Source organism: Mycobacterium sp. SMC-13 (assembly GCF_045311035.1).
Lineage (GTDB): Bacteria > Actinomycetota > Actinomycetes > Mycobacteriales > Mycobacteriaceae > Mycobacterium.
In genome coordinates, this window is record NZ_JBJIAI010000037.1 from 1 (window position 1) to 22,355 (window position 22,355).

Sequence of the window (22,355 nt, forward strand, 5' to 3'; positions counted from 1 at the left end):
ACACCCAGCCAACCAGACACCCCAATCACAGGCCGACAGCAGCTGACCGTTCTACACCCTCAATCATGAAGAGCCGGTTATCTGGTGTTCCGGGCGCTGGTCTCCGACCGACCACCGACCGAGGACACCGTACGGATCCTGGTCGACGACGTGTTGTTGCCCAGTCTCACAGTGCGCCGGTCGATGAGCTGACCCGCTCGGCGGTCCACACGCCGGGGCGGCCAAGGGGGAGAAGCTGATTCACCTCATGGTCGTACTGCGGGCATGGGGTGTCGACAATGCGTTCGCCGACGATGAGCCGCGTACGTCGTGCGTCCAGAGGGTTGGATCGCCCCATGAGGCGAATCCTGTTGTTCCGGTACCGGACTCGGATCGGGCCCCAATAGTTCTTCGCGCTGATCAGGTGTCAGCGTCATGAGTGCCGTGGTGAGCTCGCGGACGGTCTTGTCATGGGCGAGATCGAGCCAGGCCAGTTCCGCGTCGATGACCCGCGCATAGCTGGTATCTGGATCGAAGTACTCGACTTCTACTCCGAAGAACTCGGCCAACATCTCCGCGGTGTGCGGGGACGGGTACTTCCGGGTGCCCGAACGGAGTTGTGACAGGTACGGCGCCGACAATTGGTACCCGCGCCGGGCGAGGGCCTCGGTCACCTCGAAGCTGCGATACGGCCCCCGCCCCGGCGGCCAGACGGCGGCGAACAATCGATTGAGACGTTCGGCGAAAGTGGCTGCGCCCACCGAATATTGGCGACCTTTCTTGGTGGCCATCGGATTCCCCCTTGAATCAAGTTGCAGTGCAATGACTTACGTTGACTCAGTTGATGACCGCCCGGGGGGTGCGGTGCCTGGGCCAGACGCCACAGGGTGCGGTTCGGGCGCGCGCCTGTCGCACGAACGTTAGCTCACTTTCCTGTGAATGCAACGACAGCTAATGTTTGCGAAGAGTTGACGCTTCGGTAGGTTCATGGAATTCTCGTGACATCAGTTGAGTGCCAGTAAAGCCGGGGGGCTTGGGGCCGGTCTTCTCAAGGGGGATGTAGTGATTCGTGTTCTGCCGCGGGTGCCGCGGAGTGTCGTGCCGACCTTGGCGCTGCTCGCATAGCCGTAACGGCGCTTGTGAGGTTTCGTCGTCTGGTGGTTGCTGGTGGGACGTCGCCGCAGTGAGCAACCAGGTCAAGAGTGTACCGGTGGTGCAGGCCAACGGAGACGCCGTGCACGATATGGAGACTTGAATGAATTCTGTTGGACGGCAGGGCTGCTCACAGGACGATTACGCAGAATGGGCTGACGAGGCCGCGGACGTGCCGGCGGTGCTGATCGGTTCACACCTGTCGAGGCGGCCACGTCCGGCGGCGCGCAACAGCGCGCACATCCCAGGCATGATCTGTCAGCCACCGCGTTCCGTGCGGGTGGCGTATTGGTGGGCCACTGCGCTCCAGGCGCAGGGCTGGCGCTTGCGCGCGCTTGGGGAGCAGCTCGCCGGTGGCGGGTTCATCGCTGAGATCGGGATGACGGGCGGGGAATCGGTGTGGGTCGTCTTTCCCCGGAACATGCCCGACGACGGCACCGAAGCGTCAGCGCTGGCAAACTTTCTACAGCGACTGACCTTTGATCAGCGGAACTACCTCCGCAGGCTTCTCGTCGCCGCGCCCGGGGCCGAACTGTCCCGCCGAACGGACGAATCGCCGCGCTGATCGGCAAGGCCGATGCCACGCGGGAATCGGTGAGGTGGTTCGGCGTCGCATGATGGCCGTTGAGCCCCTTCGTGATTCCCGGTGTGGTGGTGAGTAAGGAATCGATGTGTTGTGGGGGTTTTGTGGTGTTGACACCGAGGGTGAAAGACGAGCTCGCCAGTACCGTCGTGCACCTGCCCAGTGCGCGTAAGGCCGAAGTGACCGCGCTGCTGCAGTTCGCGGGCGGACTCCGTGTGGCCAACGGGCGCGTCGTGATCGACGCTGACGTGGACCGCGAATCCGTCGCCAGCCGGGTTTGCCGTGACCTCAAAGACTTGTGTGGATCCGCGCCCGAGGTGCGCGTATTGCCGAGCGTGGGGTCGCGTCGTCGCTACTTGGTGCATGTCGCCCACCAGGCGGAGGATGTCGCCCGATGGACCGGACTCATCGACCGCTGGGGGCGGCCGGTCCGGGGGATGCCCGCCCAGATCGTCGGCGGCAGCCGGGCGGATGCCGAAGCCGTCTGGCGTGGTGCGTTTCTCGCCCGGGGATCGTTGTCTCTGGCCGGTCGCGCACGGGGACTGGAGGTGGAATGCCCGGGTATGGAAGCCGCCTTGGCGCTGACGGGGGCCGCGCGACGCCTCGGCGTCCACGTGAAAGCGCGACAGCTGCGTGGGGCCGACCGGGTCACGGTTCGTGACCCCGACACCATCTCCTCGCTGCTGAATCTCATTGGCGCCAAACAGACTCATGAGGTCTGGCAGTCGTACCGCGATCGTGGCGGCACCGCCACGGCCGGCGCGGCACTGGTGGACTCCAATCAACGCCGCGCGCAGCAGTCGGCGATGACGACTGCCATCCGGGCGCAACGAGCGCTGGAAATCCTCGGCGACAAGGCGCCCGACCATTTCATCGAGATCGCACGCTTGCGCGTCCAGCACCCTGACCTGTCGTTGGAGGATCTGGGTCGGCTCGCCGAGCCGCCGTTGACGAAGCACGCCGCCGCGGGTCGTCTCCGGCGGGTGCTGGGAATGGCCGACCGCGAAGCCCAGCGAGCCGGAATCGCCGACACCAGTGCGGACGTCACCCCAGTGGGTCACCCTCCACAACATCCGTGATGGTGACGTCGATCGGGCCGGCCGGACTGCTGCCGTCCTGGTCGAGGTCGTCGAGGATGGTTCGGATCGTGTCGAGCACCAGCCGGCGGATGTCGTCGCCGAGGTCGCGCAGTTGGGTTCCGTAGCTTCCGGTGACGTCGATGTCGATGGCACGCAGTACGGCGCCGTCCAGGGTGAAAGCGATGCGGGTCGGCTGGCAGACGAAGCTGCGACGCAACTCCCGGGCCAGCAGGCTGCGCAGAGCGTGGTCGGTGATGTACACGACGCCGGCGCCGGCATCCCGCGACGCGCGGATGGGCCAACCCACCCGGCTCGCTGCATGCACCGCCGCGCGCACCCTGTCGCTGATGGCGTCCCAGCCGGGTTCGGGCACAGTTCTCAGGTATGAAGCTGCGCTGTGCAGGAAGGGATCAGGCTCTGTCACTGCCACCTCCTCAACAGAACTCGCAAAGTCTTCACAGCCCGGTGGTGGTGACCGCGCACCGCGTCGGGGCTGATGTGGAGCACCTCGCCGATCTCGGGGAACGTCATCTGCTCGACCTCCCGCATCATCCACACCGCGCGCTGGCGCACCGGCAGTTCGCCCAGCGCCAGCTCGAGGGCGTCCAGGAAGGCGGCATTGGATGCCGCGGTGAAGGGATCCGCGGAAGTGTCAGGTCCCGCCAGTGGTTCCAGTACCCAATCTTCAACTGGCCGTGCGCGTTTGAGCCGGTGCGTGTCGGCGATCTTCCGGTAGCAGATCGCGAACAGCCACGTCCGCAGTGACGAGCTACCGCGGAAGGAGCCGATCTGCTGCCACGCGGCAACGAAGGTGTCCTGCACGACATCCGGGACGTCGGCCTCGGAGGCGAGCATTCGCCGCGCATACCGGTAGAGCACCGGTCCGTAGCGGTTGACGATGGTGTCGAACGCTTCGCGATCGCCGACCACCGCCGAGGCGCGCAAGGCCTCGTCGTCAGCGTCGCGTAGGTCGCCACCGGTTGGCGCTGTCACCACACTCCGCTCTCAGCTACGCTCCACCGCTCGTGAAATATAGGCATTCGTACCAGAATTGAATGCCGAACGGGCTGTCTGAGACAAGTTCGGCTGAGTAGATTTGCGATGTGTCCTGAATCACTCAAATGGGACGTTCGGTTCGAGTTCTGAGTAACGACTACCCAATAACGACGTCGAAAGGGGAGCGGTGATGACCAGCGCACAGGCCGACACGGAGCCGTCCGGCAAAGAAGTCAGCCCGTACCAGGGTTCACCGTTGGTGAGCTCGCAGGGCAAGACGACCATCGCGGACGTGGTGGTTTCCAAGATCGCCGGGATCGCGACCCGCGAGGTCAGCGGCGTGTACGACCTGGGCGGCGGGGCGTCGCGGGTGGTCGGCGCGATCCGCGAACGGATCCCCGGCGCGAGCGTCAACCAGAGCCAGGGCGTATCGGTCGAGATCGGCGAGAAGCAGGCGGCGGTCGACATCGACATCGTCGCCGAGTACGGCGTGGCGATCGCCGACCTGGCCGCGGGCATCCGCCGCAACGTCATCGCCGCGGTCGAACGCATGACGGGCCTCGAGGTGACCGAAGTCAACATCACCGTCCACGACGTGCACCTGGACGGTGACAGCGGTGACGACGCCGACGCCGCGCCCGCCCGTGTCCAGTGATGCCCCGACGGGGGACGCGGTTGTCGAGGACGCGGCCGAACGCATCGCTGCTGCGGTGACCGCCGTGGAGGGCGTGGCCGGTTTGCACGCCGGCATGTTCGGCGAGGTGGCGACCTACCTGCCGGGACGGCGGGTATCCGGCGTCCGGATCGCGGCCGACCGGGTCGACGTGCACGTGAGTCTGGTCCTCGGCGTGCCGGTGCGACCGACCGCAACCGCGATCCAGCGGGCCGTCGCCGAGTTGATCGAACTACCCGTCGACGTCACGATCGAAGATCTCGTGCCGGTGACATCAACGCCTGGTCGGGGGTTGCTGTAGACCGCCGTGGTGTGGCGGCGCGACGAGGGGCGCGCCGCCCCACCACGGACCACGAATTCCCAAGTGCCAGTACAACTTCGTAACGCGGAAGGTTCACATCATGACCTCATCGACGCTGGGTCTGGTTGCCGGTCTGCTACTCGGCATCGCTGCGGCCGCCGGCGGACTCGGCGGTTTCCTCATCGCGTTGCTTCTCGGCGTGGCGGGCTACCTGATCGGCGCCCACCGCGACGGCGAACTCGATCTCGCCGCCCTGTTGCAGAGGCGCAACCGTGACTGAGCCAGAGGTTGCCGAAACCGTTGCGCCGCAGGCTGACTCCGAGGACGACGGTGCCACGCGCGGCACCCTGACCGTCCGCGAGAAGGTCGCGCAGCGGCTGGCCGTCCGCGCCGCGCTCGACACTCCCGACGTGCTGCCGTTCCCGGAAGGACGCGCCAAAATCCCGGGCCGGTCTCTGCCGCAAGCGCAGCTGACGGTCACCGGCGACCGCGTCACCGCCCATCTCAAGGTCACCGTGGCGTGGCCGGCACCGGCGGTGGACGTCGGGCGTGCGGTACAGCGCAATGTCGTGCAGACCTTGTCGAGCATGGGTGGGCTGCAGGTCGACCGTGTCGACGTCACCGTCGAGCAACTGAGCACCGTCACCAAGGACACGAAGAGGACCCGCTGATGACTGCCGACAACCTCGTACTTCCCGCACCCGGCCGGTCTCCGGCTGCCGCGGCCACCGCCCGCTACGTTGCGGTGGCGCTGGCACTGGTCGTCATGTTCGTCGGCGTCGTGTCCCTGCGAGAAGCAGGTGTCGTGTTGGGCTGGATCGGCGGGACGCCGTGGATCGGCACGGCCATCGCAGCCCTCAACGGCCTGCGGAGTCAGTGGTGGATGGTGCCCGCCGGCGTCGGCACACTGCTGCTCGGCCTCTGGCTGGTGTTCGTGGCGCTGCGGCCCCGACGCAAGACCGTCGTCGCCGTCGACGCGGCGGGATCGGTGTGGATGCAGCCGCGCGACGTGGCCCGGCTGGCATCCCATGCGGCATCGTGCGTACCGGGCGTGGAGGTGCTGAACTCGGCGGCCACTCGTCGCAAGGTCACCATGTATGTCGGAATCACCGGTATCGAGTCCGACACCGCAGCGAAGGGCGCGGTCGCCGCGGCCGTCGGCAGCGCGACCGAGATCCTAATCCCCACACCGAGAATCGTCGTGCGCATCGGCACGAGCGGGGCTGCATGAGCCTGCTGCCGACCGATCTCGTGGATCGCGCGGCGACACTGGTCGCCGGGATCGTCGTGGCATCCCTGGGTGCCGCGGCGGCGCTGTGGCCGACGCATGTCGTGCATGCGGCTCCAGAGCAGATCAGTACGGGGCCGGTCGTGCGGGCCACCGCATCGACGTGGTGGCCGTGGGAACTGGCCGGTGCGGGCGCGCTGCTGTTGATACTCGGGCTGATCTGGCTCATCGCGCATGTGCCGGTCCGCAAGACGCAGGTCCTACGCGTTCCCGGTACGACCGACCCGGGATTCATCACCGTGAACCTCGATGGCGTCGCCGGGGCGGCCGCCGCCGCGCTGGCGCAGGATTCGAATGTGCAGTCCGCCAAGGGCAAGACGATCGTCGACAGAGGCACCCCGACCGTGGAATTGACCGTCACCACGGCACACCCGGCGGGCCTTTCCGATGTCATCTCCGCGATCGACACCACCCTTGCCGACATCGCCCGGGTCACCGGGGGCACCGGCAAGACCGTGGCGGCACGCGCGGTCCTGCAGATCGCCAAAACCAAACGCTCCGGGTGATTCCGCCGGCCGGCGGCTGGTCCCTTCGCTGCCTATTTCAGCAAACTTGGACAGCGTCGACGTAGTTTTGCCACCGGAAGCTGTCACCGTCCCGGCCGGCATACAGTGGGCCGTGCGCGGGGAAGTGGGCCGTCACAATGCCGATGCCCTCGTTCGCGCTGCGTTCGAGGATGGCGCGGCGCGTGTCGATCGCCTGCTGCGGGTTGTGGTCGGCAAAAAACTCCAGGTCGGGATACAGCGCCTGCACGGGGTGGTGGAGTGCGTCGCCGACGATGAGTAAACCGCCTCCGGGACTGGCGATCTCGACTGCGAGATGTCCGGGCGTGTGTCCGGCGGCCTCGGCCGCTCGGATCTGTGTGGCCCCGTTCGAATGAATGACGTCACCCGGGCTGACGCCGCGGTGTGCGCCACTGTCCAGTATGGGCAACACGCTGTCCTGGTAGACCCAGCCCGCGTCGCTCCGCCATTGCCCGGCACGTGCCGACTTCCATTGTGCTTCAATATATTCGAGCTCGGCGCCGTGGAACCCGTAGGTGGCATTCGGGAAGGTCGGCACCCATACGCCGTCGACCAGTCGGGTGTTCCATCCGCAGTGATCCAGGTGTAGGTGGGTATTGATGACGATGTCGACATCGGCCGGTTCGAACCCTGCACGCGAAAGCCGGTTCAGATAGTCGGTGTCGAGCATATGAAGATCCGCGAAGTACGGACGGTTCTTGTGATTGCCGGAGCAGGTGTCGATGACGATCACGACGCCGTCGATCTCGATCACGTAGTTGTGTATCGCGAACAGCATCGTGCCGGCGTCATCGGTGATGGCCGACGGCGCGAACAGTTTCCGCGCAGCATCCAGCTGAGAGTCGTTGATGGCGGGATACCAGTGCCGAGGCGGGATCGGCCAGACATCCAACTCCGTGAGCTGCGTGACGGTCGCGTTCCCGGCGCAAAACGTGTGCACGGAGGTGGCCAACGCTGTTGACCCCCTATCTATTCCGGCGACGTCAAACGTGGGAAATCGATCGGGTGGCGACGTTTGGCACATCAGGCGACAGGGAATAGGTGAAGTTAGCTGATGCCGTCGGCGCGTCACTCAGTGTGAGGAATCGAGATGGTCCACGAACTGGTATTGGCCCTGCAGAGCCAGCCCGAAGCAGCCGGATTCATCCTGCGGGGCATCAAGGGAATCTTCGTCGCCATCGGCAGCGTCATCGCCGCGATCATCTGTGCGGTGATCGCCGGCACGAAGGGCCGAAGCGCCCTCGGTTGGGGGATTCTGGGGTTGTTCTTCTCGATCCTGACCCTGATCGTCGTGATCGTCATCCCGTCGAAGAAGTCTTGAGCCAACGGATATTAGGAGCAACCATGTCTGTTCGACGAATGCTTTTGCTCGCGGGGGCCATCTTGCTGTTGGCCGGCGCGATTGGTCTCTTGGTGCCCGTTTCTGCCTCGTCCAATGACGGCAAGGAGATCGGTTGCGGCAGTGCCCTCTTCCAGGATCTTGATCAAGCCCGCTCGGCGAATGCGTCGAGCATCGCGGGTGTGCCGATCCTCAATGAGATTGTGCCGCATACCGATTACGTCGCGCTGTGTGAATCTGCCCTGTCCGGCCGCCGGACCTGGGCCATCCCTGTCGCGATCGTCGGGATTGTCGTCGCGGCGTCGGCTGCCGTGGTTCGGCGACGGTCCGACGCAAGCGCGACATCGGCCTGATCCCGGGGCGTCAGGTTGGGGGAGCGCACGATCAATCCGTGACGGCGTTTGGCCAGCGGGATACGGGGTATGCGCTGCCACAACACTGTCGGACCAGGGAGATGCGCCATGACCACCAACCCGAAACCGCTGTTCCGAGTTCACCTGACCTTATGCGCCGGCGCGTTGGCGCTGGCGGTGGCCGGCCTTGCCGCGTGTGGCGACAAAGCCTCGAACGAAAAATCGACGACATCGGTCACTACGACGACGCCGTCCACCGAGACATCCACGACGACAATACTTCCCACATCGGGTGCACCGACCGTGAGTACGTCGGGGCCGGTCACAGAATCGCCCGCGCCACAGATGCCCGCGACCGAGACCGGTGGGCCGATGGTGCCGGAGCCGCCGGCCATGCCCGCACCGCCGATGGTCCCGCCGCCGGCCATTCCGTCACCACCGGCGATCCCCTCGCCGCCGCCCATTCCGTCGCCGCCGCGGATTCCGATGCCGTGACAGCGGATCCGGCTGAGTCTGATCAGCCGGATCCGCGGGCGCCCAATGCCAGGAAGTTGGCTGCGGCAGCGAGGCAGATCGTCACAGCGAGGAGCGCCACGGTCAGAGTGGACGCGGTAGAGATGACGCCAACCAGGAGCGGGCCGGCGAAATCGCCCAGCAGACGGCTGATCTCGGCGACGCCCACCACCTGACCGAGCCGTTCGGGGGGATTTCTCCGGGCCAGATAGGTGAACCCGAGTGGCGCGATTACACCCGCGCCGGCACCGAGTAACACGCCCGCAAACATCAGGACCACGATGGTCGGCGCCAGTGACGCCGAGGCGAAACCTAATGCCACCAACAGCAGCCCGATTCCGATCCCGGTGTGGTCGGCCAATTTTCCGGCATCGCGGAGACGGCGCACCGGAAGCTGTACGGATGCAGCGACCGCAACCAGAGCGGACACGAGTGCCCCGGAGGCCAACACGCCCAGGCCCCGTTGGGCAGCCAGCACGGGCAGGAAACCGAGGCTGATGGACACTGCCGCCGTGCCGGCAGCGAGGGCCAGCGCAGGCCGCGCACCTGATGTCTTGAACAGAGCCCGGACAAGATCCGTCGTCGACTCGCTCGCCGGGGCCGCTGTATCAATCGTCGGCACGGCCAATGCTGCCCACGCGGTCAGTGCCGCGGCAAGGACGGCGAGCAGCAGGAACAGCGCCGAATGCCCGCCAACGGCAACCAAAATGCCGCCGAGCAGGGGGCCCAGCGTGTAACCCGCCGCTTTCCAGGTGCGGTACCCGCCGAACGAGCGCCTCGTTCCGGAAACGGTCAACCGGGTCAGCACCGCGTCGGCACTCAGTCCGACGGCCGCGGCAGCTGCGCCCTGACCGAGCCGCGCCAGACCTATGCCGAACGCGTCCTCCGCGATGGCGAACGCCCCCGATGCCGCTGCGGAGGCGACCAACCCGCCCAGCAGCACGCCCCGAACACCCAGAGTGGAGAACAGCGCCCGAATCAGCGGTTTGAGCAGTAGTTCGGCCGCAGGATAGAGCGCCAGCAGCAGTCCCAACGTAAGCAGCATCCCATGGCTGATCCGCAGATAGCTCGCCAGATTTGCCGCGATGCTGCTGGCGCTCAACGCAATTGCGAATCCGGCGCCATAGACGGGCAGCAGACCCGCGCGAGGTACACCAGCCGAATCTCCGGGCAATGTACTCATCGCAGCGTCCGCGGTGGCTTGATCGCGTGCGCTGCGCAGCAGTTAGATCTGGTGCACTGCTCGATACACCCGTGCGGCGTAGTCGGCCAAGTGGGCCGCGCACCGTTCCAGCCGCAGATGGGACTCTGCGGCGACTGGTGCGCCAAAGACGTCGCGCGCCTTGATGTCTCGGTGCGACCGACGCAACCGCTCCAGTCGTTCTTCCTGCTCGACGAGTGCTGCGATGGTGAGTTCACCGTTGGCGATCGCCGTGTCGATCTGAGCGTCGAACTCCACGCAACCAGAAAGGAAGCCGGCCCATTCGTGGGCTCGTTCAGCGGTGAACATTTCCTGCAGTCGCGCCGACTCCGACCTGTCACGACCGGCCGCGCTGAGCGTCAACACTTCGCCGCCGCCGCGATGCGCCAACTGGACCACTCGCGCGACACCGTCGGCGAACACCGGAACGTCCGGCATCGCCCACACACCCTGCCCGATCTGCAATGCGCCACCGCGCCGCAGCTCGCGCCACGTCGCCACCCGGTGCCGAGAAGGCACTGCAGGTATCCGCACCACCAGAATCAGCCACCGCACGAAGCGTCACGCTCGCAATCACAAACAAGAATGTAACGGATGTTTCTTTTGGTGGTGCCCAACAGGCGACTTCGGTCGTTCACCTGCGCAAAGAGTGCCGCGCGCCGGATCATGGCGAGCTCATATTCATGTCCGGCCGCACCTCGGTGTCAGTAGGCGCCGTCACCGGCGAGGACGGTGCGGACAGTCTTGCCGATGATGAGGATGTCCTGGAGCAACGACCAGTTCTCGACGTAGGTGAGGTCGAGGCGCACAGCGTCTTCGACGGCGAGGTCGGAGCGTCCGCTGATCTGCCAGAGGCCGGTGAGGCCGGGTTTGACGGCGAGGCGGCGGCTGACGAGGTCGTCGTAGGTGTCGACTTCGCGGCGGACTTGGGGTCGGGGTCCGACGACGCTCATGTGTCCGGTGAGGACGTTGAGGAATTGGGGGAGTTCGTCGATGGAGTATTTGCGGATGATTTTGCCGATGGGGGTGACGCGGGGGTCGTCTTTGATTTTGAAGAACATGGCACCACCTCCGTTGGCGGCGATCATGTCGGCTTGGCGCGTGTCGGCGTCCTGGTACATGCTGCGGAACTTGGTCATGCGGAACGGTTTTCCGTCCAGTCCTATGCGTTCGGATTGGTAGAAGATCGGCCCGGCACTGGTGAGTTTGACCGCCAGTGCCGTCACGATCATCACGGGCGCAACGGCTGCCAGCGCTGTCGCGGCAAACAGGACATCGAAGGTGCGTTTGATGAGTGAATTGGCCCGGCTGTATTGGGGTTTGGCGATTTCGAAGACGGCCATGCCGGCAACCGGGCGGCTGGTGAGGCGTTGATCGGCGATGTCGATGAGGCCGGGGGCGACCATGAGATCGACTCCGTGCTCCTCCAGTTCCCACACGAGTCGGCGGATGTCGGTGGGACTGAGGTGATGGGTGGCAGCCAGGGCGACGGTATCCACCCCGGTGCGCTGGACGGCGGCGAGGATGGCTTCGTCGGTGCCGACGATGGGGATGTCGCGGCCGGCGATGGTGATGACTTCCTTGGTATGTGTGGGTCCCATCGGCGTGCAGAACCCGGCGACGTGGTACCCCGCCCACGGGTCTTTGGCGAACTCGGTGGCGATGTCCGCGGCAGCGCTGGTGGCGCCGACAACGAGGAGACGACTTTGGTCGTCACCCGACAGACGCTTCCGGGCGACGACGCGTCGCCAGATCCAGCGGGTGGTGATCAGACCGACCAGGCCGGTGGGCAGGGCGATGGCCAGGTAGCCGCGTGAGATGTCGAAGTGCAGCAGTGTCGAGGCGATGGCGATCAGGCCGAACAGCTGCAATGTGGCCGCGGCGAGGGTGACGTATTCGTCGAAACCGCGGCCGACGACCTTGGCGGACCGGCTGCCCAGCGACAAGAAGCCCATCCACGCCGCCGCGATGACCGCCGACACGGCGAGGTACCGGACGTGGGGGCCGCCGTCGAGGGACATGTAGACGGGGTGGCCACTGGTGGTGGCGAACCGGAAAATTTGACCGAACATGACGGAAGAGCAAATAACTAGCGAGTCGCTGAAAATGAGTATTCGCGCAAGTTTCCGATGACGCTGCTCACGGATCGAGCGGCCCCGGTGCTTGGTGGCGGTAGCTGCTGGTAGCTGAAGCGGGGCCCCTGCTGCGGCGTCGGAATGCACGCGAGCAGGGCCGATATCGTTCGTGAACTGGGAAATATCTACGGCGGGTGTCGACATGGTTACCGGGGCGCTCTCTGCTGGGCGGGACTCACTCGGTCGATTTGACCCCGCGGTGCTTGCAGGATTCACCTGCCAGTTCGGGATCGACACGCGGACCGACGATGGTCTCGCGTGAAGCACTACTTGTTAACGAACGCGATTTTCAGCAAATTTATACCGAAGGATTGGAGTGGGCAAGTAGGACACCTAACCAACAGCTGTTACGGCCATCACACTTCGATGCGTGAGGCCGTGAGATCCCGGCGAGTGGCTGCGGCCGCGGCGGCCGCATATCGCCGCCGGATGGCTGTGGATGAGCTATGAAAATTAGCCATATATGCGTGAAGTAAGGCGTGACAAGCGCAAATGAATCGGCATGGACATTGCCAAACTCGGCTGCTAGCGTTCGTTTGGTTGTTGCGATTTGGGGAGATCGCATTCATCAGGTTCACCTGAAACGGGGTCCGACGTGTTGGCACGGTTGCGCGAGCTAATGGCTGTTGCTCGGCTGGCTCGTGTCTGGTGGTCCGAGCCGGTCGACTACGACGCGCAAATCGGGTACTTCGCCCAGCGCGGCCTGCTCGGGGGCATACAACTGCTTGTCGGGGGCTGCGCAGCGCTACTCGCCGCAATCTCGATCGTCATTCAGTTTTCGCCGGCGGGGCCGTCCACCGACCTGTCTCGTGGCATCTCGTCGGTGTTTGCGGTTTCCGCGCTGGTCTGGGCACTGTTGTGGTGGTTCGGGCCGTGGCCGTCGCGCGCGACGTCGATCGCCTTCATCGTCTACGCCGACATCGGCATCAGCGTCGTCGCGCTGCTCGACTCCAACCGGCTGGCTGGATTCTTCGGCTTGAACGCGCTCCTGCTCATCTCCGTCTATACGAAGTTCTTCGAAGGCCCCAAGGTCCTGGCGCTCCACACGGCGTGGGTGCTGATGGTGACCGCGGTCTTCGCAGCCGATATCGCGTGGGGGCCGGACCAAGACCCCTATCTGGCACTCGCCAAGACGTTGGCGGCCATCGCATCTTTCGTGGTGCTGCCTGCTGTCGTCCAATTCGGCATCTGGGTGCTGCGGAACGACGCGCACGACTCGGTGACCGATCAACTGACCGGGCTGCTGAACCGTCGTGGTTTGAACCTGAGGATCGAGAGCTTCCTCGCCGACCGGGCGCACCGATCCATTGCCGGCGCCTGCGTAACGGTGCTGGTCATCGATCTGGACAGGTTCAAGAACATCAACGACACGTACGGGCACGCTGTCGGCGATGCGGTCCTGATGCGCAGCGCGGAACGGATACGGAGCGTCGTACGCAGCAGTGCCCTCGTCGCCAGGGTGGGCGGCGAAGAGTTTGTGGTCGTCGACGTCACGTCACCGCAGCAAGTACTCGGCATCAGTGAGCGGGTACGCGCCGCCATCGCCGCACCCGCCGACTTGGCGCCGGTCACCGCCAGCATCGGTGTCGTCTCCGTCGCCTTGCCGGACTTCTCCCGGGGAGACGAGGATGCCCAATCGGTATTGGACGCCACCATCGAGTGCGCCGACCATGCGATGTTCTCGGCCAAGCGTGGCGGGGGCGATGCGGCGGTCCGCCTGACGTTCGCTGTCGGCAACGACATCGTCTGTCGGTGCGACGGCACCTCGACCCCATGCGACGACCCTTCACCGTCGCGGCCGCACTGACCGCGGCCATTTCATTTTCGCGGCATCCACGCTGAATTATCGCACCCGGAACTTTGCTGAACCTGGGGTAGGATACGCGGATGCATGGCATACCTGAGATGGGTAGCGCGCTCCGAGTTTGCCGGCACGAAGGAAATAGCGTGATGGCAGCCGGTTTCTCGTGGCGAATACGTCGGCTGACTCCGACACGACAATGTTGGGCGGGTTGTCCACGCTAACTCGGTTGTTGTCGCTACGATTGCACGAACACGGCGGACTGGAGGCACCTGTGGTGCGGCAGGTTCTGATTGCGAGCGCGGACAGCGGCGTCGCCGGCGCAGTCGTCGTCGATGCCGTGATGGTCGCTCTCGCGCTGTTTGCCGTGGCGTGTGCGATCTCGGCCGCCGTCGGATCGCGTGGTAGACACCGTGCGGCCTGGATCAGCCTGACGGTCGGATTGTGTGGCTGGGCGGTCGCCGAGACGATATGGACGCTGTCCGAACTTCGTCTCGGAGGCACCCCGGTCGTGGTTCCGGCCGCAGTCGACCTGGTCGGGTTGCTTTATCCGGTCGCGGCGTGCGTCAGTCTGGTCCTGCTGGCATCCGGTGCCTCGCCATGGACGAGGGCCCGGTTGGTTCTCGACGGTGCGATCATCGGTCTTGCCGTGTTCGCCTTGGCCTGGGTGGCGGCGCTCAGAGACGGCTTTGCCATGGGCGCCGAGCACCGCTGGCAATCGTGGTTCGCCATGGTTTTCCCGATCGCCGATCTGGTGTTGGTCGCCGTCGCCATTGCTGTGTTGAGCGCTGTTGATCGCCGACATCGCCTGGTGCTTCTGCTGCTGACGATAGGCAACGTTCTGGGTGCGGTTTCGAACATCGCCATGCTGTTCGTCGACATGTGGGGGAGCGGCACGGCGCACCGGATGATGGATCTCGGCTGGAGTGCTGCGCTGATCTGCCTGGCATTCGCTGCGCTGGCCAGTCGGCACCAGCGAAAAACGCTGTCCGCCAGTGACGTTGACACAGCGGCCGCGCCGCGATGGTCCGCGGCCATTCCGGTGGTGCCGTTGGTCATCGCCACCGCGGTCTGCTGCATCGAATTACTGCATGTGGCGGCCGCCTGCTGCGTCCCGATGGCGATCACGGCGCTCGTGCTCGTGGTGACGACCGTGGTGCGTCAGATTGTGACGTTCAACGAGAACCAGCGCCTACGGGCCGCCGCGCGAGAACTCTTGGAGCAGGACCGGGTGACCGGCCTCGACAATGCGATCTCGTTGCGCGACCGACTGTCTCGCTCGCTGTCCCGGACCGGCCATGGCGCCGAAGGCGTTTCGGTCGCGCGTCTCGATATGGACGAGTTGGCGTTGGTGACCGCGGCCTATGGCCGTGGTGCGGGAGACGAACTGCTGAACCTGGCCGCCGCCCGCATCCGATCGAGCGTCGGCCTCGACGACGTCGTCGCACGGCTGGACAGCGGGCAGTTCGCGGTGCTCATGGACGGCGGTGTCGAGCGCGGCCGGGCCGTGGCAGACCGCCTGGTCCAGGCCTTCGCCGACCCGTTCATCATCGACGGGCACGACCTGCTGATCCGGCCGAGCGTCGGGCTGGCGGTGGCCACCGACGGCGAAGCGGACCTGACTGCCGACGATCTGCTCGCGCGAGCGGCGGCGGCCGTTCAAATCGCCAAGAACTCCCACCTGCGAAGTGCCTACATCCACGGCAGGGACAGCGACATCGACGACGACGCTGCGACGACGACGCGCACCGCGGCCTTGGGGGCACGGCCGACCGAGACGGTCCGGCTGCTGGGCCAGCTACGCCAGGCGATCGACAGTGAGGCCCTCTGCCTGTATTACCAACCGAAGTTCGACCTGATCTCGGGCGCGATGATGGGCGTGGAAGCCCTATTGCGTTGGCCCCACGCCGAACTCGGCCTACTCGCCCCCGACCGCTTCTTGCCGTTGGTGCGTTCGCATGGCCTGACCACCTTGGTGAACGATCTGGTGATCGAGCGGGCGCTTGACGACGTTGCCCGCTGGCGCGGTGAGGGACTGGCTGTTCCCGTGGCAGTCAACGTATTCGCCAATTGCCTCACCGACATCGCCTTGCCCCGGCGAATTGCCAGGGCACTGGAAGAACGCCGGATCTCCGCAGCCGACCTGACGTTGGAGATCACCGAGGACTTCATGCTGAGCAAGCTCGGACGCGTTCAGTACGTCTTGAACGGATTGCGCCACACCGGCGTACGGGTCGCCATCGATGATTTCGGCAGCGGCTATTCAACCTTGAGTTACCTGCGCGACCTTCCGGTGGACGAGGTGAAGCTCGACAGGCAGTTCGTCGCATCTGTCCTCAAGGACGATCGTGCTGCCGAAATCGTCCGCTCCATCATTTCGCTGGCCCATCATCTGGGTGCCCGCGTCGTCGCTGAGGGCGTGGAAGACGGCGAAACTGCCGCTCGGCTGAAGCAATTCAAGTGCGACGTTGTGCAGGGCTATCTCTACAGCACGCCCATCGCCGCTGATCGCGTGCCCGCCTGGCTTCGTGAACGGCCGGACTTTCCGCCGAGCATTACGCGGCCCGTCGCAGCGAGTATCTAGCGGCTGCGTTTCGGGTCCCGGCCGGCCGGCGGTACGACGCCAACCGTCTCGAGTATCTGCTGGGCGGACACTTCCCACGAGTAGCGGGCCGCGTTCAGTGCGCCGTGCTCTCGCAACGAATCCGCCAGACCCGCCTCGGATTCCAGCCGATCCAGCTGGGCGAGCAGACCCGGCATGTCGTCGGGGTCGAAGTAGAGCGCGGCGTCGCCGGCAATCTCGGGCAGTGATGCCGCGTTCGACGTGATCACCGGACAACCGAGGGTCTGGGCTTCCAGCGGCGGCAGGCCGAAACCCTCGTACCGGGACGGGAAGATCAGACCACGCGCGTTGCGGTACAACCATGCCAGCTCGGCATCGGAAAGACGCCCGGCAACAATGGCTTTCGACGAGAGTGCGGCCGCTTGACTGAACACCTGGTCGCTACCGGACGCGCCGACCACGACGACGGTCCGACCGGATTCGGCGACGGCTTGTACGGGTGCCGGCAGGTTCTTGTGGACCGCGAGCGTGCCAACCATGAGATAGAACGGTTCGTCCGGTGCCACGCCGGGCCGGTGGGGTTCCACCGCTGTCAGGGCATCCGCGGCACAACCGGCGACCACGAACTTCTGGGCGCGGATGCCGAGCACGTCGTCCAGTTCCCTGGCGCTGAAGTGGGACACCGTGACCAGATGGCGTGCCCACCGTCCGAGGAACGAGTACGAGACGCGATAGAAGGCCACGAAAGCGCGGCGGAACGTCTGCGGGAACCGGAACGGCGTGGCGTCGTGCATGGTGACGACTTGCCGACGCTTTGCCAACGGTGCCGGCCCGGCGAAGTTGAGCAGCGTGTGCCCGAGCGTTGCCGCGGGTAGGTAGAGCTGCTCGAAAACCACGCCGGTGGTGCGCGACTGCCGAATCTCGACCCGTGGAGTGCGGAGCCAATCGGGGATCTCGGCGTTGGCCGGCACGTGGACGACCAGATCGGTGACGTCGTCGTCGATGACTGCGCGGACGATCTCAGTGGCGTAGCGTTGCGTGCCGGTGAGCTTCTGCGCCAACCACTTTCCGTTCACATGAACTTGCTTCATCAGCGGTGTCCCGTCAGTGGCCCGTACACGGAGCGAAGTGCGGTCCGCTGGTGGGTGTCGCAATTTCCGGCCAACGCCGACGCCGTCTGTTGCTGCAGCGCCGCCAGCCCTCCGACCCGACGGAGCGCCGTGATGGCGGTGACCAGATCTTCGGGACGGTCGAGCAGCACCGGTAGGTCGACGCCGTGCAAGTACGCGCGGCGACGTGCGACCACCGGCAACCCCATGCCTGCAGCTTCCATGATGGAAATCGGAAATCCTTCCCACGACGCCGTGTGGAGGTACAGATCGCAACCGGCCATCACATCGAGGGCCGCACTGCGAGGTAGCCAACCGGTGACATCGACGCCGTGCGCGCGGAGAAGATCGATGTCCCCGTCGCTGCCGCCACCGATCCAGATGGCCTCCAGTCCGCCGTGTACCTCGGCTGCCGCACGGAACGCCTCGGCGAAGAACCGCGGGTCCTTTTGTGGGCCGAGGCGTCCGTTGCCGACGATTCGCAGCGTGGGATCCGTTGCGGGACGGTCGGCTTGGGGCAGTCCAGGTGGTTGCACATTCGGTACCGTCACCACGCGCGGCGAGCTCAGCGGCCATCTCGACAGCTCGGCCTCACGTGGTGAGCACGCCGCGTAGGCGGACGTATTGAACGACAACAACCATTCGAGTATGCGAAATCCCTGCCGTACCGCCCACGACACGTCCAGCCGTTCGAACGAATAGCAGTGCGGCGTGTAGACCAGTGGGCGGCGGCTGCTACGGCGCACCGCGGAGCGCACGTAGGCGCCTGCCATGCTCGAATGCGCGTGCACGATCACGCCCGGTGTACCGCGAAGCAACCGCCGCAGGAACCTGACCCGGGCGATGGTCCCCGGGGGCATCTGCGTCTTGGTTGCGAAGTACGTCAACTCGTCGATGTCCAGCCGCGCCTCGTCGCGAAACGAGTAGACCAGGTGATGCTCAGCCTCGGGGTAGTTGCGGACGAAGTCCCCGATCGCTGACGCGGTACCGCTGGCGAATGATTCCGCGACGTGGATGATCGACGGACGCCGGCTGGCCACGATGCCCAACGAGGAGTTGGGGTCTGCCACTTCGTGCCTCCGGATGCAAATTTAGCAAATTGTGTAGCCATTGCTCTATATCGCATACCGTAACCGTTCGCGCTGTGGCGGTCTAGTCGGAAACGGCGCGCGACGTGAGCCGTTTTGGGTGATAAATCCCATACTGCAGTGTCTTTACCGCGGCATCTTGTCGATCGAAAGGATTGGTAGAGCGTCGTTCAGGTTGCCGACCAGTTGCTGTACATGTTTGATATTGCACTTCTAGCGAACATCTGAGGTGGCAAAGTGTGTATCGTGGAGCGCGGCAGCGTCCGGTTGTCGACGGACCATGTCGCCATTCGACTACACAGCACTTTGGATCACAGAGGGGGCTCTGGTTCGTGGACGAGGAAGCTGCCCATACGCAGCCGACATGGTTCGGCCCCGAAACGGCACCCCTGTACGGAGTCGTCCACGTACCGGCGGGGCGACGTGCACGCGGCGGCATCGTGATCTGCCCGCCCTTGGGCAAGGAGCACGTCGACACCTACCGCGGACTGAAACTGCTGGCGCAAGAGCTGTGCGCGCGAGGGTTCATGGTGCTGCGGTTCGACTATCGCGCCACGGGTGACTCTGCCGGGGAGCTCGGGGCCGACTCGGCATTGAGCGACTATCAGGACAGTATTCGCACCGCGGTGCGGTACCTGCGGAGTGCGGGGGTGACGCAGATCGGCGTGGTCGGGCTACGGATGGGTGCCATGCTCGCGGCCACCGTCGGATCCGATCTCGATGGGTTGGCGGCGCTGGTCCTGTGGGACCCCGTCCTTGACGGGCGCCGGTATCTCCGCGAGCAGCGGACGCTGTACAAGATGACGGTCGGCGCGGACCGGATCGACGTCGAACGCGAGTCCATCCTGGGCACGACGTTCTCGCCGGAATGCGCACGACAACTCAAAGGCATCCAGATGCCGGAATCGCTCGGCGTGGCCGTCCCGACGCTCATCGTCGCCAGGCCCGAACGCGCGGACGAACCGACGATCAAGGCACTGCTGGGGAATGGCAACTGTGAGCTGGCGACTGTCGCCGGCCAGCCTGAGTACGTCGAGCCGGTGACGTTCGTGGTGCAAATCCCGGTGGCAACGCTGACGCTGATCGCAGAGTGGCTTCATCACGCCATGGACGACACGAGCCGGGAACCGGTGTCTCCGGTCATTGCTCGCCGCGCACAGGTGGCCCAGCTGCCCGACGGCCGCGCAGTCGTCGAGACGTTGGACGAGTTGGGGCCCAATCGGTTGTTCGCCATCAGGACTGCTCTGGCGGATGCGCCCTCGGACACCCCGACGTTGCTCATCCACAACACCGCTTGTGAACATCGCGTCGGCTCGGGTCGGGTGTGGACCGACACCGCACGCGAACTCGCCACACACGGCCTCGCCGCGGTGCGCTACGACCGTCGCGGTACCGGTGACACCGGTTGGGCCACAGCGGAATTCGCGACGATCTATTCGCCCGAATCCAATACCGACGTGCATGACGCGATGGTGGCGACCGGGATACCTGCCGAACGCCTCATGATGACCGGGATCTGCTCAGGCGCGTGGAATTCCGCGATCGGCGCGATCAGGTACGGCGCCCGGGCGGTGGTACTGGTCAACGCCATCCTCTTCAGCGTCCGCCACAAGGCCATCGGACCCGAGAAGCTGATCGGCATGACGCCGCCGAATCCCGGCGTGGAGCCCGCCCCCGAACCGCGCACGTTCGAAGCGCGCGTCAAGAAGCTGATCAGGCGATGGTTGCCATATCAGCTCTGGCTGCTGATGGGCCGACTCGGTTTGACCGAAGTGCCCGAAGTCCTGCTGACGGCTTTGGGGCGCCAGGGTGTCGTCGTCGACATGGTGATGTCGCCGGAGGACCAGGCGTGGTTCGACAAACAGCGTGGGCCGCAAGGCGTGGCACGGCTCGAGCGTCGTGGCTGGGCGCCGACCATCACGCGCGCGCCGAGCGGCGATCACCCGCTCCTGCAGCGGGACATCCAGAATGTCGCGAGTGCACGGATTCTGGCTGTCGCGCAGCGCGAGTTTGCTGAACTGCTGCCAGAATCGGTTGGTGGCGACGTTCGGCATACCGCATGGCATCGCAACGCAGACCCGCCCGCGTCTTGCTGTGAGCGAGGGTGACCATCGGAATGAGAAGTAGGCGGCGTGACGCGGTCGAGCGTGCGGAACCTGGCGGCCAGGTGACTGCCACGGACAGTGGCGGACCTGGCGTGCCCGTGGACGCCGATGCGGACAAGCGCCGGCGGGACGAACAGCACGCGGCCGCCGGGCGAAATACCGTCGCGTTGCTGTTGAGCCGCCTCGCGATCGCGCTGATGGGGTGGTCTGGGACGGTCCTGATCGCGCGGTTGCTGTCGCCGACGGACTGGGGCGTGTTCTCGTTCGTATTCGGACTTCTCGGGATGATGTCGATCGTCACCGATCTCGGCGTAGGCCGGGTGGTGCTCGGCAGACTGCTGGAAGCAGACGACGAAGACGCCGACGTCTTCGCGAGTTCGTTTGTCGGTCTGCGAGCGGCATTGGGGCTACTCGGATACGGGATCGCAGTCGGGTACGTCGTCGCCATGGGTTACTCGGGGGAGGTCATCCGCGCGACCGCCCTGGCCGGCCTCGTCGTCGTCATCGCCACGCCCAGCCATGCGCTGTCGGTCCTGTACCAGAGCCGGCTGAAGATGGTGACCGTCGCAGCGGCGGAAGCATTCGCCCAGCTGTTCCAATTGGTCCTGACCGTCCTCATCGCGACGACCCACCCTGGCCTGATGTTCTTCATCTTGCCGGCCATCGCGAACGAAATCTTCTCCGGCACATGGAAATTGATCGGCGTCCGACGCGGCGGTGTCGGACCGCGGATCACCAAACAGCCGCGCCTGAAGCTGTGGCGCGAGATGCTGGTGGAAGCCATTCCGCTGAGTATCGGGTTGGCCATGATGACGTTGCTGTCCAAGATCGACATCCTCATGCTCGGCAAGTTGGACCACTTCGACTCGGTCGGCCTGTACAGCGTGGCCTACAAGTTCGCCGACGTGCTGTCGTACGCGGTCTTGGCCATCGTGACGCCGGTCGCGACGCTGCTGGTTGCGGCGTGGCCGCTGATGACCGACGAATTCCGTAGCCGGGTGCGCTCTTCCGCGGTGCTCATCGGACTGCTGACCTGTCTTGCCGTCGCCGGCATGTGGGCCTCGGGCGACGAGATCGTGTCGCTGCTGTACGGCGAGCGGTTCGGCGTGTGTGCCGACGCCGTCCGCATGTTGTTGGTCGGGGCCGTGTTCGCGGCGCTGTCCCACCTCATCCTGGTGGCCCTGGTGTCGGCGACGCGGCAACGGGCCTATCCGTGGGTGGCGTGCGGCGCGTTGGTACTCAACGTCGTTCTGAACGTGTATCTGATTCCGCGGTTCTCGTTCAACGGTTCGGCCGGAGCCACGGTCATCACCGAGGTCGTCATGTTCGTCGCGATGTGGGCGCTCGCGGCCCGGACCATTCCCATCGACCGGCTGCTGCCCGTGTCCAAGTTGCTCCTGATCGTCGCGCTGACGGTCGGCGTATGCGCGGTCACCGAAGTCATGCAGGGCCATGTGCCGTGGGTGGTCGTGGCCGCATGCTCGGTCGTGCTGTTCGTCGGTGGCGCGTTCGCGCTGCGACTGCTCGACCGCCAGCTGTTGGCGCGACTGCGGCCGGCGCGAGCGGCATGACC

Annotated in this window: 24 protein-coding genes and 1 pseudogene; 15 read left to right on the plus strand and 10 right to left on the minus strand. The window is 65.3% G+C overall.

Features of this window, described 5'->3' with window-relative positions:
• Positions 1–75: 75 nt before the first annotated feature.
• Positions 76–192 (plus strand): annotated as a pseudogene (locus tag ACJH6I_RS29430) (TetR family transcriptional regulator); the annotation flags it as partial.
• Between the two features lie 53 nt (positions 193–245).
• Here ACJH6I_RS29430 and ACJH6I_RS29435 read toward each other — a convergent pair.
• Positions 246–770 carry a helix-turn-helix domain-containing protein gene (locus ACJH6I_RS29435; protein ID WP_406785045.1) on the minus strand — a complete coding sequence of 175 codons (525 nt, stop codon included), beginning with the start codon at positions 768–770 and terminating at the stop codon, positions 246–248.
• Between the two features lie 464 nt (positions 771–1,234).
• Here ACJH6I_RS29435 and ACJH6I_RS29440 point away from each other — a divergent pair, with 464 nt between their 5' ends.
• Complete coding sequence (locus ACJH6I_RS29440; protein ID WP_406785046.1) at positions 1,235–1,696, plus strand: hypothetical protein; 462 nt, start codon at positions 1,235–1,237, stop codon at positions 1,694–1,696.
• 128 nt (positions 1,697–1,824) lie between these two features.
• Positions 1,825–2,793 (plus strand): DNA-binding protein WhiA, encoded by a 969-nt coding sequence (gene whiA / locus ACJH6I_RS29445; RefSeq protein WP_406785063.1) that lies wholly within the window; start codon positions 1,825–1,827, stop codon positions 2,791–2,793.
• Here the strand turns inward: whiA and ACJH6I_RS29450 are convergent.
• Positions 2,759–3,217, minus strand: a complete 459-nt coding sequence (locus ACJH6I_RS29450) for a hypothetical protein (RefSeq protein ID WP_133427403.1) — start codon at positions 3,215–3,217, stop codon at positions 2,759–2,761. The two genes, whiA and ACJH6I_RS29450, sit on opposite strands and share 35 nt — an antisense overlap.
• The gene (locus ACJH6I_RS29455) at positions 3,214–3,786 is read right to left on the minus strand and encodes an RNA polymerase sigma factor (RefSeq protein ID WP_406785047.1); all 573 of its coding nucleotides are present in this window, start codon (positions 3,784–3,786) and stop codon (positions 3,214–3,216) included. The genes ACJH6I_RS29450 and ACJH6I_RS29455 overlap by 4 nt, the downstream gene beginning before the upstream one ends.
• A gap of 193 nt (positions 3,787–3,979) precedes the next feature.
• Between ACJH6I_RS29455 and ACJH6I_RS29460 the strand changes: the two genes are divergently transcribed.
• The 6 genes from ACJH6I_RS29460 (at position 3,980) to ACJH6I_RS29485 (ending at position 6,557) form a co-directional block, all read left to right on the plus strand.
• Positions 3,980–4,444 (plus strand): Asp23/Gls24 family envelope stress response protein, encoded by a 465-nt coding sequence (locus ACJH6I_RS29460; protein WP_346414733.1) that lies wholly within the window; start codon positions 3,980–3,982, stop codon positions 4,442–4,444.
• Entirely contained in the window at positions 4,434–4,763 is a 330-nt protein-coding gene (locus tag ACJH6I_RS29465; protein ID WP_406785064.1) for an Asp23/Gls24 family envelope stress response protein, read from the plus strand. The genes ACJH6I_RS29460 and ACJH6I_RS29465 overlap by 11 nt, the downstream gene beginning before the upstream one ends.
• Positions 4,764–4,863: 100 nt before the next feature.
• A complete protein-coding gene (locus ACJH6I_RS29470; RefSeq protein ID WP_406785048.1) occupies positions 4,864–5,043 on the plus strand; it encodes a hypothetical protein in 180 nt (59 codons plus the stop codon).
• Positions 5,036–5,434 (plus strand): Asp23/Gls24 family envelope stress response protein, encoded by a 399-nt coding sequence (locus tag ACJH6I_RS29475; protein WP_406774582.1) that lies wholly within the window; start codon positions 5,036–5,038, stop codon positions 5,432–5,434. The genes ACJH6I_RS29470 and ACJH6I_RS29475 overlap by 8 nt, the downstream gene beginning before the upstream one ends.
• The gene (locus ACJH6I_RS29480; protein ID WP_406774583.1) at positions 5,434–5,994 is read left to right on the plus strand and encodes a DUF6286 domain-containing protein; all 561 of its coding nucleotides are present in this window, start codon (positions 5,434–5,436) and stop codon (positions 5,992–5,994) included. Before ACJH6I_RS29475 ends, ACJH6I_RS29480 begins: the two co-directional genes overlap by 1 nt.
• Entirely contained in the window at positions 5,991–6,557 is a 567-nt protein-coding gene (locus tag ACJH6I_RS29485; RefSeq protein WP_406774584.1) for a hypothetical protein, read from the plus strand. Before ACJH6I_RS29480 ends, ACJH6I_RS29485 begins: the two co-directional genes overlap by 4 nt.
• A 37-nt stretch (positions 6,558–6,594) precedes the next feature.
• On the opposite strand, the gene ACJH6I_RS29490 is transcribed toward ACJH6I_RS29485, so the two are convergent.
• Positions 6,595–7,515: an MBL fold metallo-hydrolase gene (locus ACJH6I_RS29490; RefSeq protein ID WP_406774645.1), complete on the minus strand. Its 921-nt coding sequence runs from the start codon at positions 7,513–7,515 to the stop codon at positions 6,595–6,597.
• A gap of 150 nt (positions 7,516–7,665) precedes the next feature.
• On the opposite strand from ACJH6I_RS29490, the gene ACJH6I_RS29495 reads away from it, so the two are divergent.
• Together ACJH6I_RS29495 and ACJH6I_RS29500 are read left to right on the plus strand one after the other, a co-directional pair.
• A complete protein-coding gene (locus ACJH6I_RS29495) occupies positions 7,666–7,896 on the plus strand; it encodes a hypothetical protein (RefSeq protein ID WP_061007354.1) in 231 nt (76 codons plus the stop codon).
• Between the two features lie 23 nt (positions 7,897–7,919).
• Positions 7,920–8,267: an aminopeptidase gene (locus tag ACJH6I_RS29500; RefSeq protein WP_346414738.1), complete on the plus strand. Its 348-nt coding sequence runs from the start codon at positions 7,920–7,922 to the stop codon at positions 8,265–8,267.
• A 140-nt stretch (positions 8,268–8,407) separates the two neighbouring features.
• Here the strand turns inward: ACJH6I_RS29500 and ACJH6I_RS29505 are convergent, their stop codons facing one another.
• From ACJH6I_RS29505 to ACJH6I_RS29520, 4 genes are all read right to left on the minus strand, one after another.
• On the minus strand, positions 8,408–8,731 hold the full coding sequence (locus tag ACJH6I_RS29505) for a hypothetical protein (protein ID WP_406785049.1): 324 nt from the start codon (positions 8,729–8,731) through the stop codon (positions 8,408–8,410).
• Positions 8,732–8,784: 53 nt separating this feature from the next.
• Positions 8,785–9,963 (minus strand): MFS transporter, encoded by a 1,179-nt coding sequence (locus ACJH6I_RS29510; RefSeq protein ID WP_406785050.1) that lies wholly within the window; start codon positions 9,961–9,963, stop codon positions 8,785–8,787.
• 42 nt (positions 9,964–10,005) lie between these two features.
• Positions 10,006–10,536 (minus strand): Chromate resistance protein ChrB, encoded by a 531-nt coding sequence (locus ACJH6I_RS29515; protein ID WP_406774588.1) that lies wholly within the window; start codon positions 10,534–10,536, stop codon positions 10,006–10,008.
• A gap of 149 nt (positions 10,537–10,685) precedes the next feature.
• Entirely contained in the window at positions 10,686–12,053 is a 1,368-nt protein-coding gene (locus ACJH6I_RS29520; protein WP_406785051.1) for a sugar transferase, read from the minus strand.
• 682 nt (positions 12,054–12,735) lie between these two features.
• Between ACJH6I_RS29520 and ACJH6I_RS29525 the strand changes: the two genes are divergently transcribed.
• Together ACJH6I_RS29525 and ACJH6I_RS29530 are read left to right on the plus strand one after the other, a co-directional pair.
• Positions 12,736–13,923, plus strand: a complete 1,188-nt coding sequence (locus ACJH6I_RS29525; RefSeq protein WP_406785052.1) for a diguanylate cyclase — start codon at positions 12,736–12,738, stop codon at positions 13,921–13,923.
• Between the two features lie 268 nt (positions 13,924–14,191).
• Positions 14,192–16,501 (plus strand): putative bifunctional diguanylate cyclase/phosphodiesterase, encoded by a 2,310-nt coding sequence (locus ACJH6I_RS29530; protein ID WP_406785053.1) that lies wholly within the window; start codon positions 14,192–14,194, stop codon positions 16,499–16,501.
• Here the strand turns inward: ACJH6I_RS29530 and ACJH6I_RS29535 are convergent.
• Together ACJH6I_RS29535 and ACJH6I_RS29540 are read right to left on the minus strand one after the other, a co-directional pair.
• Positions 16,498–17,571, minus strand: coding sequence for a glycosyltransferase family 4 protein (locus tag ACJH6I_RS29535; protein WP_406785054.1), 1,074 nt, complete (start codon positions 17,569–17,571; stop codon positions 16,498–16,500). The genes ACJH6I_RS29530 and ACJH6I_RS29535 overlap by 4 nt on opposite strands.
• A complete protein-coding gene (locus ACJH6I_RS29540; protein WP_406785055.1) occupies positions 17,571–18,659 on the minus strand; it encodes a glycosyltransferase family 4 protein in 1,089 nt (362 codons plus the stop codon). The genes ACJH6I_RS29535 and ACJH6I_RS29540 overlap by 1 nt, the downstream gene beginning before the upstream one ends.
• A 350-nt stretch (positions 18,660–19,009) precedes the next feature.
• On the opposite strand from ACJH6I_RS29540, the gene ACJH6I_RS29545 reads away from it, so the two are divergent.
• Positions 19,010–20,785 (plus strand): serine aminopeptidase domain-containing protein, encoded by a 1,776-nt coding sequence (locus tag ACJH6I_RS29545; protein WP_406785056.1) that lies wholly within the window; start codon positions 19,010–19,012, stop codon positions 20,783–20,785.
• A 59-nt stretch (positions 20,786–20,844) separates the two neighbouring features.
• Positions 20,845–22,353, plus strand: coding sequence for a flippase (locus tag ACJH6I_RS29550; protein WP_406785057.1), 1,509 nt, complete (start codon positions 20,845–20,847; stop codon positions 22,351–22,353).
• Positions 22,354–22,355 lie beyond the last annotated feature (2 nt).

Coding starts and splice junctions, on each gene's coding strand:
- ACJH6I_RS29495 (WP_061007354.1), top strand. CDS start 7,666: ATGGTCCACGAACTGGTATTGGCCCTGCAGAGCCAGCCCGAAGCAGCC.
- ACJH6I_RS29480 (WP_406774583.1), top strand. CDS start 5,434: ATGACTGCCGACAACCTCGTACTTCCCGCACCCGGCCGGTCTCCGGCT.
- ACJH6I_RS29440 (WP_406785046.1), top strand. CDS start 1,235: ATGAATTCTGTTGGACGGCAGGGCTGCTCACAGGACGATTACGCAGAA.
- ACJH6I_RS29500 (WP_346414738.1), top strand. CDS start 7,920: ATGTCTGTTCGACGAATGCTTTTGCTCGCGGGGGCCATCTTGCTGTTG.
- ACJH6I_RS29520 (WP_406785051.1), bottom strand. CDS start 12,053: ATGTTCGGTCAAATTTTCCGGTTCGCCACCACCAGTGGCCACCCCGTC.
- ACJH6I_RS29460 (WP_346414733.1), top strand. CDS start 3,980: ATGACCAGCGCACAGGCCGACACGGAGCCGTCCGGCAAAGAAGTCAGC.
- ACJH6I_RS29525 (WP_406785052.1), top strand. CDS start 12,736: ATGGCTGTTGCTCGGCTGGCTCGTGTCTGGTGGTCCGAGCCGGTCGAC.
- ACJH6I_RS29505 (WP_406785049.1), bottom strand. CDS start 8,731: ATGGGCGGCGGCGAGGGGATCGCCGGTGGTGACGGAATGGCCGGCGGC.
- ACJH6I_RS29435 (WP_406785045.1), bottom strand. CDS start 770: ATGGCCACCAAGAAAGGTCGCCAATATTCGGTGGGCGCAGCCACTTTC.
- ACJH6I_RS29470 (WP_406785048.1), top strand. CDS start 4,864: ATGACCTCATCGACGCTGGGTCTGGTTGCCGGTCTGCTACTCGGCATC.
- ACJH6I_RS29485 (WP_406774584.1), top strand. CDS start 5,991: ATGAGCCTGCTGCCGACCGATCTCGTGGATCGCGCGGCGACACTGGTC.
- ACJH6I_RS29510 (WP_406785050.1), bottom strand. CDS start 9,963: ATGAGTACATTGCCCGGAGATTCGGCTGGTGTACCTCGCGCGGGTCTG.
- ACJH6I_RS29535 (WP_406785054.1), bottom strand. CDS start 17,571: ATGAAGCAAGTTCATGTGAACGGAAAGTGGTTGGCGCAGAAGCTCACC.